Raw genomic sequence first — 10,086 nt, forward strand, 5'->3', positions numbered from 1 at the left:
GCAGCAGCGCGTGGCGATTGCGCGCGCGGTGGCCAAGCGGCCGGACCTGCTGTTGTGCGATGAGCCCACCGGTGCGCTCGATTTCCAGACCGGCAAGCTGGTGCTGCAGGTGCTGGAGCGGATCAACCGCGAGCTGGGCACCACCACCGCCATCATCACCCACCATGCCGCCATCGCCGGCATGGCGCACCGGGTGGTCTACCTGGGCAGCGGGCGCATCGTGCGGATTCAAACCAATGCGCAGCGCCTGACGCCGGAGGACATCTCGTGGTGACGCCAGCGCGTGTGCTCAGCATGGCGGCGGCAATGTTCAGGCTGCCGGCGCTGGAGCGCAAGCTGCTGCGCGACCTGTGGCGCATGCGCGGACAGGCGCTCGCCATTGGCATGGTGGCCATGTGCGGGGTGGCCAGTTTTGTCACCATGCAAGGTTCGTATGAAGCCTTGCTGTCGACGCGCGCGACTTACTACGAGCAATACCGGTTCGCCGATGTATTCGCCAACCTGAAGCGCGCGCCCGACAGCTTGCTGGAACGGGTGCGACAACTGCCGGGTGTCAAGCAGGTGCAGGGCAGGGTAGTGTTCGACGCCTCGCTCGATGTGCCCGGACTCGATGAGCCGGCCAGCGGACGATTGGTCACGCTGCCCCGGCATGCCGGCGAAGGCTTGAACGGCGTCCACCTGCGCGCGGGCCGGCTGCCAGGCGCCGCGCAAGAGGCCGCCGTCAGCGAAGCGTTTGCCCAGGCCAATAATCTGCAGGCCGGCGACAGCTTGCTGGCGGTCATCAACGGCCGCAAGGAACGCCTGCGCATCGTGGGTATTGCGATTTCGCCGGAGTACATCAGCGAAATGAAGGGCAATGCCTTTCCCGATAACCGCCGCTTCGGCGTACTGTGGATGGAACATGAGGCGCTGGCGGGCGCGCTCGACATGCGCGACGGCTTCAACGACCTCACCCTGACACTGTCGCCGCGCGCCAGCGAGAACCGGGTCATCGAGCAGGTCGATGCACTGCTTGCCCCTTACGGCTCGCTCGGCGCCTATGGCCGGGTCGACCAGTTGTCGCACAATTTCCTCGACAATGAATTGGCCCAGGCCAGGGTCAGCGCCACCGTGTTGCCCGCCATCTTCATGGGTGTGGTCGCGTTCCTGATCCACAATGTGCTGCTGCGCATCACCAGTTTGCAGCGGCCCCAGATCGGCTTGCTCAAGAGCTTTGGCTACGGCAATTTCGCCATCGGCATGCACTACGTGAAATTCGCCTTGCTGACGGTCGGCGTCGGCGGACTGACCGGGATTGCGCTGGGCGCATGGCTGGGCGAACAGCTGGCGCAGGTGTATGCCTTGTTCTATCACTTTCCCACCCTGCATTTTGCACTGTCGCCGCGCACGCTTTCGATGGCGGCCCTGATCGCCGTGGCGGCGGCGGCCCTGGGTTCCGCGCTGGCGGTGGCGCGCGTGCTGCGCCTGCCGCCGGCGGAGGCGATGCGTGCTTCCTCGCCGGCGCGCTTTCGTCCCGGCCCGCTGGAGCGGCTTGGCTTGCAGCGTTTCATTCCGCTGCCGGCCAGGATGGTGTTGCGCAACCTGGAGCGCAACCCGGTCAAGGCCGGGCTGTCGGTACTCGGGCTGGCGTTGGCCGCCGCGCTGATGGTGACCGGTCAGTATTCATTCGACGCGCTCGATGAAATCGTCCGCATCCAGTTCCGCACCGCCCAGCGCGATGACATCACTGTCAACTTCAACGAGATCCGCAGTGTGGCGGCATTGCATGCGCTGGCGTCGATGCCGGGTGTGCTGCGGGTGGAAGGGTTCCGTACTGCGGCCGTGCGCCTGCGCGCAGGACACCGGGAAAAGAAAACCGTCATCCTGGGACTCGACGCAGCGCCGGAGTTGCGGCGGGTGCTGGATGAAAACGAGCGTCCGGTGGCATTGCCGGCGCAAGGGATCGTGCTCAGCAAGAAGCTGGCCGAATTGCTCGGCCAGCGCGCTGGCAACATGCTGGAAGTTGAATTCATGGAAGGACGGCGGCAAACCGTTTTGGTGCGCATCAGCGCCGTCATCGACGAGCCGATCGGACTGCTGAGCTACATGGACCGGGCCGCCTTATCGCGCCTGCTGGGCGAATCCGACACCGTATCCGGCGCCTATCTGCGGCTGGATGCGCAGCAGCAGTCCGGCCTGTATCGCTTGCTCAAAAGCGTGCCGGCAATCAGCAGCGTCACCCTGCGCGAGGCGACGCTGGAAAGTTTCATGGAAACCGTTGCCGAGAACATGCGCATCAGCACCCGCGTGCTGGTGCTGTTTGCGTGCGTGATCGCCATCGGCGTGGTGTACAACTCGGCGCGCCTTGCCCTGTCCGAGCATGCGCTGGAACTGGCCAGCCTGCGCATACTGGGTTTCACCAAGGGCGAAGTCGGCCGCATGCTGCTGGGCGAGCAGGCGCTGCTGGTGCTGGTGTCCTTGCCGCTGGGCGGGCTGATCGGCTATGGCCTGTCGGCCTTGTTGTCGCAATTGCTGAGCCAGGAGCTGTTCCGGATCCCGCTGGTGGTGAGCACGCAGACGTTCATCAGTGCGGCAGCGACGGTGCTGCTGTCATCGATGGCGTCGGGCTTGCTGGTGTGGCGCCGGGTCCGGCAACTGGACTTGATCGAAGTATTGAAGACGCGGGAATAAGCGCAATGGAACCTGGAAAAAAGCCGGACGATGGCAGCGCCAGCAGCGCCAGCAGCGGCCTCGGCATCAGCGGCACCAATAACAAGAAGGCCGGCGCGCGCTGGCGGCCCTGGTTGCTGAGGTTGGCTGTGGTATTGGTGCTGGCCCTGCTGGTCTGGGCCTGGTTGCGGCCGGACCCGGTGAGCACCGAGATCGTGGCGGTGACGCGCGGGCCGATGCAGGTCACGGTCGACAACCTCGGCCAGTTGCGCGCGGCAGAACGGTACACGATGACGGCGCCGGTCGCCGCCGTGGTGCAGCGCATCGCGCTGCGCGAAGGCGACCGGGTACGGCGCGACCAGCAGGTCGCCACGCTGGAGCTGCTGCCGATGGATGAACGACAGCGGCAGGAAGCGCAGGCGCGCTTGCAGGCGGCGCAGGCGCGCGCGCAGGAGGCGACGGTCCAGATTCGCCGGGCGCAGGCGGATGTGCAACTCACCGGCAGCGAACTGGCGCGGGCCGAGCAACTGGTCGGCTCGCGCTTCATCGCGCCGCAGGCGGCCGACAAGGCGCGTGCGGCGGCCGCCGTCGCGACGGCCGAGCTCAATGCCGCCCGTTCGCGTGAACAGGCGGCGCTGGCCGATGTCAGGCTTGCGCAGTCAGCTTTGCTGTCAGATGGCGGCGCAGCGTTCGGGCCGGGGCGCGCACTGCGCGTGCTGTCGCCGGCAGACGGCTACGTGCTGCGCATTCCGGACCGCAGTGCGCGCCCGGTGGCCGCCGGCGCCGCCTTGATGACGATTGGCGACCCGCAGCGTTTCGAGGTGGTGGTCGACGTGCTGTCCACCGATGCCGTCAAGATCCAGCCCGGCAAGCTGATGTTGCTGGAGGGCTGGGGCGGCGGACAGACCCTGCGGGCCCGGGTGCGGCTGGTCGAGCCGGTCGCCTTCACCAAAATCTCCGCGCTCGGTGTGGAGGAGCAGCGCGTCAACGTGATTGCCGATCCGATCGATGCGCTGGGCGCGCTGGGTGATGCTTACCGGGTCGAGGCGCGCATCGTGATCTGGTCGGCCGAGGACGTCATCAAGGCGCCGGACAGCAGCCTGTTCAGGGCTGGCCCGGCCTGGCATGTGTTCGTGGTTGAAAATGGCCGCGCGCGCGAGGTCGAGGTCAAGGTCGGGCAGCGCAACCGGGATGAAGCCCAGATCATCGGCGGATTGCAGCCCGGCACTGCCGTCGTGCGCTATCCCGGCAACCAGGTCCGGGACGGCAGCCGGGTGCGTGCGCCGCAGCCCTGAGCTGCGCTCACGGCGCCGGCATCAGGTGGATCGCTTCCTTCTCCAGCGATACCGACACCGGGGCGCCTGGCACGGCATGGTTGATCTGTGCAAAATGGGCCGGTACCGAGAAGCTCAGCACATCGGCGTCATTGCCCTGCGGCTTCATCCTGATCTGCGTGGTATTGCCCAGCGTGAGCGCGGTCTGCACCGTGCCCTGCAGGACGTTCTCGTTGGTGGTGCGGTAGGACTTGTCGAGCCGGTGCATCACGACGTGGGTGTCGGGAATGGTCCAGCAAATTGCCTGGCCGGGACTGAAACGGGCGTCATGCGCAGTCTCCAGCACCATACCGCCCCAGGAGATCCGCGTCGTTTGCGCGTTGTCATGGTCGATCACGCGGCCGCTGAAAATATTGCGCAGCGCGACCAGCCGGGCGACATCGACGCTGGCCGGACGGTTCATGATTTCTTCCGGCCGGTCCAGTTGCAGTGTCCGGCCACGGTGCAGGATGCACATCCGGTCGGCCAGCATCGTCGCTTCATGCAGCGAGTGCGTCACCAGCACGATAGGCAGCGACAGTTGCTGGTGCAGTATCGCCAGCTCCTCGACCAGCTTCTCGCGGGTGACCTGGTCGACCGCGGAAAAGGGTTCGTCCAGCAAGAGCACGTCCGGATCGCGCGCCAGCGCCCGCGCTACCGCGACCCGCTGCTGCTGGCCGCCGGACAATTGTGCCGGACGTCGTTGCTCCAGCCCCGACAGATGCACCCGCGCCAGCAAGCCGGCGGCGCGCGCGTGGCGCTGCGGCGGCGGAACATGCTGCATGGCCTCGGCCACATTGGCCAGCGCCGACAAGTGCGGGAACAAGGCATAGTCCTGGAACACCACGCCGACCGAGCGCTGCCGCACCGGCAAGCTGATGTGCCGTTCGGTGTCGAGCCACAGTTGCTGGCCGATCCGGATTTGCCCCTTGCGTGGGCGCACCAGCCCGGCGATGGTTTTCAGGATGGTGGATTTGCCGCTGCCCGACGGACCGACCAGTGCCAGTATTTCGTCCTTGCCGCAGGCAAAGTGGGCGTCGAGCGCGATCGGCTCGTCCTGCTCGATATCGACCTGGAACCAGGGCCGGGACTCAAGCACGGCGACGGCTCATGCGGTTGGTGGCGGTATAGCTGACCGCGATCGCCGCCAGCGACAGCAACAGCAACAGCGCCGACATGCGGCCGGCGGCTTCACTGTCGAATGCCTGCACCCGGTCGTAGATGGCAACCGCAATCGTCTGGGTTTCCCCGGGTATGCTGCCGCCGATCATCAGCACTACGCCGAATTCGCCCAGCGTGTGCGCAAACGTCATCACCATCGCCGACAGGATGCCGGGCCAGGCCAGCGGCAATTCTATGCGCCACAGCGTGCGCCAGCGCGACATGCCGCAGCAGGCCGCCGCATGCCGCACATTGACCGGAATGGCTTCGAATGCGCGCTGCATCGGCGCGATGGCGAAGGGCAGGTTGAATACCAGCGACGCGATCAGCAGGCCGGAAAAATTGAACACCAGCGAGGTGCCGAAGGTGGACTTGACCCATTGCCCGAGCCAGGAGGCGTCGCCCATGCCGGCCAGCAGGTAGTAGCCCAGCACGGTCGGCGGCAGCACCAGCGGCAGCGTGAACGCCGCTTCCACCAGCGCCTTGCCGCGGAAGGCGCGCCACGCAAAAATCCGGCCGAGGAAGATACCCACGGGCAGCAGGATGGCGGCCGTGAGGACCGCCAGCATCACCGACAGCTTGAGCGCGGTCCAGTCCATCAGGCGGCGCCCGAAAAGCCGTTGCGCGACAGGATCGCGCGCGCCTGCGGCGACTGCACGAAGCGGTAGAAATCCCTGGCGGTGGCGCCGGCGCCGGCTATCAGGACCATCTTCTGGCGCAGCGGCGCATGCAGGCTGGCCGGGATCAGCGCATGGCGTCCGAGCTTGCCGATGGCCGGCGCCAGCGCCAGCGAATACGCAATGATGCCGCCGTCGGTGGACCCGCTGGTGGCGAACTGTGCTGCCTGCGAGACGTTTTCACCGAGCACCAGCTTGCCGGCCAGCAGTGGCCATAGTCCGGTATTTTCCAGCGCCTGGCGCGCGGCGCGGCCGTAAGGTGCGTGATCGGGATTGGCGATGGCCAGGCGCTTGATTTCGCCCTTGCCCAGTGCGGCGCGCAAGTCGCCCAGGTCGGCTTGCGGTTTGAGCGGCGAGTGCGGCGGGACCATGATGGCGATGCGGCCGCTGGCATACAGCATGCCGCCATCGACGGTGCGCTTTTCCTTGCTGAGCGCATCGACATAGGACTCGTCGGCGGAAAAAAATAGCTCGAAGGGTGCGCCCTGGGCAATCTGGCGCCGGAAGTTGCCGGAGGAGCCGTACACGCAGCGCACCGCATTGCCGCTTGCGGCCAAGTAAGCGGCGGCGATTTCATCGAGTGCGAATTTCAGGTCGGATGCCGCGGCGATCAGTGGCGGCGCGTTGGTCGCGCTTGCCAGGCTTGGGAGCAGGGCGGTGACGACTGCGCCGGCCAGCAGGCGGCGGCGGGTCGGCGAGGGCGGTCGTGATCGGGAAGAGGGCATTGGTGAATCAGCGAACGGGCAAGGCGGAACTATAGCAGGGGGTGCGGGGATGCGGACGGCATTGGGGATCGACGGCCGGTTAACATCAGGTAACAACACACCGTTCCTGTTGCCCGCAGGCAGGCGCTACAATGCGCTTCCCGTCCAAATGCACCCTCCCATGCGGCATTCCCTCCCCGTCCTGCTTGGCCTGTCGCTCCTGCTGGCCGCCTGCCAGAGCGCCCCCTCGCGCCAGGGCAAACCGACACCGGTCGCCGGCACCGTCACCGCCAAGCCAGTCAAAATCGGCCTGGCCTTGGGCGGTGGCGCCGCCCGCGGCTTCGCGCACGTCGGCGTCATCAAGGCCCTTGAGGCGCAAGGAATCGTGCCCGACCTGATCGTCGGCACCAGCGCCGGCAGTGTGGTGGGCGCCCTGTATGCCGCCGGCAATACCGGCTTTGCGCTCAACAAGCTGGCGCTGGAAATGGACGAGGCGGCGATTTCTGACTGGGCAGTGCCCTGGTTTTCGCGCAGCACCGGCCTGATCAAGGGCGACGCCATCCAGAACTACATCAACCGCGCAGTCAACAACCTGCCGCTGGAAAAAATGAAAATCCGGTTCGCGGTGGCCGCAACAGACCTGGCCACCGGCGCGCCGATCCTGTTCGAGCGCGGCAATACCGGCATTGCGGTACGGGCTTCTTCGGCCGTGCCCGGCATTTTCCAGCCGGTACGCATCGGCGAGCGCCTGTATGTGGACGGCGGACTGGTGTCGCCGGTGCCGGTGCGCTTTGCGCGCGAGATGGGGGCGGACTTCGTGATCGCCGTGAATATCTCGGCCGAACCGGAACCGCAGCCGTCGGGCTCGACGCTGGACATGCTGCTGCAAACCTTCTCGATCATGGGCCAGACCATCAACGGCTATGAATTGCGCGATGCCAACGTGGTGATCCGGCCGGCGCTGGGCGCCATGCGCGGCAGCGACTTTGCCGGCCGCAACCTGGCGATCCTTGCCGGCGAGCGCGCAGTGGCCAATGCCTTGCCGGAGATCAAGGCCAAACTCGCACAGTTACAGGGGCTTTGACGCGGGGGCTTTGACGACGGGGCTTTAGCGCGGGCGCTCAAGCCCGGTAATATCGGCAATCCGGCGCGCGCCGTTGTAGCGCGTCTTCCAATAAGTGCCCGCCATGTTCTCGACCCGCACGCGGCTGCCGGCCGAGGGCGAGTGCACGAACTTGTCTTCCCCCAGGTAAATGCCGACATGGGAGTAGGGGCGGCTTAGCGTATCGAAAAACACCAGGTCGCCCGGTTCGAGTTCGCCCCTGGTTACGCGCTCCCCGGCGCGGCTGATTTCTTCTGCTGTGCGCGGCAATTCCTGCTGCCAGGCCTGGCGGTAGACATGCTGCACCAGCGCGCTGCAGTCCATTCCTGTGATGGCCGAATCGCCGCCATACCGATATTGCAGCCCGGCCAGCGCCAGCGCCTGGAGCACGACGTCGCCGATGCGCTGGCTGGCGTTCTTCAGCGGCGACGCCATACCGCCCGTGTCGATACTGATGTCCCGTGCCAAAACCGGCGTGCTCACACTGCCCAGCAACAGCAGCATGGCTGCGGCGGCGGGTAACAAGCGGCGGGCGTGGTGGTCTGGGGGCATCAGGGTGGCAAAAAACTCGCAAAAGTACGCAAAAGGAACTGTGGCGGCAAAAGCGGCTGGCACAAACCGGCAGCCTGGTGCGCAGGACATTGCCATGCGGCATCCGACAAGCGGGAATGTAGGCCATCAAACCGCCCTTGTCAAAACCACCGTGCTGGCGCGGCCTTGCCGTAAAATCCGTGTCTTGCCTAGTTTCACATCAACCCTGGAGATGATTCATGAAAAGCAAGCCCGTCCTGACCCTCGATGACCTGAAGAAAATTGCTGCCGGCTCGGAAGCAGAAGCCAGGAAAAACAACTGGGCCGTCACCATTTCGATCGTCGACGACGGCGGTCACTTGCTGTGGCTGCAACGGCTCGACGGCGCAGCGCCGATCTCGGCGCAAATTGCGCCAGCCAAGGCGCGCACTGCTGCGCTCGGCCAGCGCGACAGCAAGATTTACGAGGACATGATCAACAATGGCCGCTTCTCGTTCCTGAGCGCGCCTGGCCTGGAAGGCTTGCTCGAAGGCGGCGTGCCGATCGTGGTCGATGGCCACTATGTCGGTGCAGTGGGCATTTCCGGCGTGAAATCGTCCGAGGACGTGCAGATTGCCAAGGCGGGGATTGCCACGCTGGGATAGGTTCAATCGGCGCGGGGCGGCCCTGACCGCCCCGCGCCATCGCGCCTTGGACATTGAGGCGCATGCCCGCTGCGCAGGTTCACCCTGCATTTTGAGTGGCATACGGGTTGCCGCAGGCCCTGCGTCCGGCTATAATTGCAAGGTTTAGCCATATTACTTCCGTCGTAGCGCATACATCCCCTACCACTCGACCCGACATCCTCCGCGACCACTTCCGAAAGCGCACTATCTGCGCGGAAGCGCAACGGCTGTCCGGCGCGGCGCAACGGCGGTAACCTTTCAGGAGTTACCCTTGCTGCCATTTCTATCGGGACAATCCGTCCCGGCCATCCTAGCGCTCGCAGACGGGTCGATTTTCCAGGGACATTCGATTGGCGCACCGGGGCAGACCACCGGCGAAGTCGTGTTCAATACGTCGATGACGGGTTACCAGGAAATCCTGACCGACCCCAGCTACAACCAGCAGATCGTCACGCTGACCTATCCCCATATCGGCAATGTCGGCGTCAACCGCGAAGACACCGAATCCACCCGCGTGCATGCGGCAGGACTGATCATTCGCGATTTGCCGGCACTGATGTCGAATTTCCGTGCCGAGCAGACCCTGCCTGCTTACCTGCAAGCCGAAAACGTGGTCGCCATCGCCGGCATTGATACCCGCCGGCTGACGCGCATCCTGCGTGAAAAGGGCGCGCAGAGTGGCGCCATCGTCGCCGGTGCCAATGCGTCGCCGGAACTGGCGCTGGAACTGGCGCGTTCCTTCCCCGGCCTGGCCGGCATGGACCTGGCCAAGGTGGTCTCGGTCACCGAGCCCTATGAATGGACCACGACGGAATGGAAGCTCGGCGCCGGTTGCGGCGAGCAGATCGCACCGAAGTACCACGTGGTCGCGTTCGACTATGGCGTCAAGTTCAACATCCTGCGCATGCTGGCCGAGCGCGGCTGCAAGATCACGGTACTACCGGCGCAGTCCACCGCAGCCCAGGCGCTGGCGCTCAAACCCGACGGCATTTTCCTGTCCAACGGCCCGGGCGATCCGGAGCCCTGCGACTATGCGATTGCCTCCACCCGTGAACTGATCGACCGCGGCATCCCGACATTCGGCATTTGCCTCGGGCAACAAATAATGGGCCTGGCTGTCGGCGCCCGCACCCTGAAGATGAAATTCGGCCATCACGGCGCCAATCATCCGGTGCAGGACCTTGATACCAAACAGGTGATGATCACCTCGCAAAACCACGGTTTCGCCGTGGATCCGACCACGCTGCCGACAAATTGCCGCGTCACGCATGTCTCGCTGTTCGA

Annotated in this window: 10 protein-coding genes; 6 read left to right on the plus strand and 4 right to left on the minus strand. The window is 65.4% G+C overall.

Features of this window, described 5'->3' with window-relative positions; translation table 11 throughout:
• The 3 genes from Q7T64_RS11750 to Q7T64_RS11760 all read left to right on the plus strand — a co-directional run.
• A partial coding sequence (locus Q7T64_RS11750; RefSeq protein WP_370653312.1) for an ATP-binding cassette domain-containing protein occupies positions 1 to 274 on the plus strand: 274 nt, incomplete at its 5' end.
• Complete coding sequence (locus Q7T64_RS11755) at positions 271 to 2,670, plus strand: ABC transporter permease (RefSeq protein ID WP_304795763.1); 2,400 nt, start codon at positions 271 to 273, stop codon at positions 2,668 to 2,670. The genes Q7T64_RS11750 and Q7T64_RS11755, both read left to right, overlap by 4 nt.
• A gap of 5 nt (positions 2,671 to 2,675) precedes the next feature.
• Entirely contained in the window at positions 2,676 to 3,944 is a 1,269-nt protein-coding gene (locus tag Q7T64_RS11760; RefSeq protein WP_304795766.1) for an efflux RND transporter periplasmic adaptor subunit, read from the plus strand.
• 7 nt (positions 3,945 to 3,951) lie between these two features.
• Here the strand turns inward: Q7T64_RS11760 and Q7T64_RS11765 are convergent, their stop codons facing one another.
• From Q7T64_RS11765 to modA, 3 genes are read right to left on the minus strand one after another with little or no spacing between them, the layout of a single operon-like run.
• Positions 3,952 to 5,061, minus strand: coding sequence for an ABC transporter ATP-binding protein (locus tag Q7T64_RS11765; RefSeq protein WP_304795768.1), 1,110 nt, complete (start codon positions 5,059 to 5,061; stop codon positions 3,952 to 3,954).
• Entirely contained in the window at positions 5,054 to 5,722 is a 669-nt protein-coding gene (modB, locus tag Q7T64_RS11770; RefSeq protein ID WP_304795770.1) for a molybdate ABC transporter permease subunit, read from the minus strand. The genes Q7T64_RS11765 and modB overlap by 8 nt, the downstream gene beginning before the upstream one ends.
• Positions 5,722 to 6,525, minus strand: coding sequence for a molybdate ABC transporter substrate-binding protein (gene modA, locus Q7T64_RS11775; RefSeq protein WP_304795773.1), 804 nt, complete (start codon positions 6,523 to 6,525; stop codon positions 5,722 to 5,724). Before modA ends, modB begins: the two co-directional genes overlap by 1 nt.
• 160 nt (positions 6,526 to 6,685) lie before the next feature.
• Between modA and Q7T64_RS11780 the strand changes: the two genes are divergently transcribed.
• On the plus strand, positions 6,686 to 7,588 hold the full coding sequence (locus Q7T64_RS11780; protein ID WP_304795775.1) for a patatin-like phospholipase family protein: 903 nt from the start codon (positions 6,686 to 6,688) through the stop codon (positions 7,586 to 7,588).
• A gap of 24 nt (positions 7,589 to 7,612) precedes the next feature.
• On the opposite strand, the gene Q7T64_RS11785 is transcribed toward Q7T64_RS11780, so the two are convergent.
• Positions 7,613 to 8,158: a C40 family peptidase gene (locus Q7T64_RS11785; protein ID WP_304795777.1), complete on the minus strand. Its 546-nt coding sequence runs from the start codon at positions 8,156 to 8,158 to the stop codon at positions 7,613 to 7,615.
• Positions 8,159 to 8,376: 218 nt separating this feature from the next.
• On the opposite strand from Q7T64_RS11785, the gene Q7T64_RS11790 reads away from it, so the two are divergent.
• Both Q7T64_RS11790 and carA read left to right on the plus strand, forming a co-directional pair.
• A complete protein-coding gene (locus Q7T64_RS11790) occupies positions 8,377 to 8,781 on the plus strand; it encodes a heme-binding protein (protein ID WP_304795779.1) in 405 nt (134 codons plus the stop codon).
• 292 nt (positions 8,782 to 9,073) lie between these two features.
• The coding region (carA, locus tag Q7T64_RS11795) for a glutamine-hydrolyzing carbamoyl-phosphate synthase small subunit (protein WP_304795783.1) at positions 9,074 to 10,086 on the plus strand (1,013 nt) is incomplete at its 3' end.

Origin of the sequence: Lacisediminimonas sp. (assembly GCF_030645335.1) — a bacterium.
Classification (GTDB): Bacteria; Pseudomonadota; Gammaproteobacteria; order Burkholderiales; family Burkholderiaceae_D; genus Lacisediminimonas.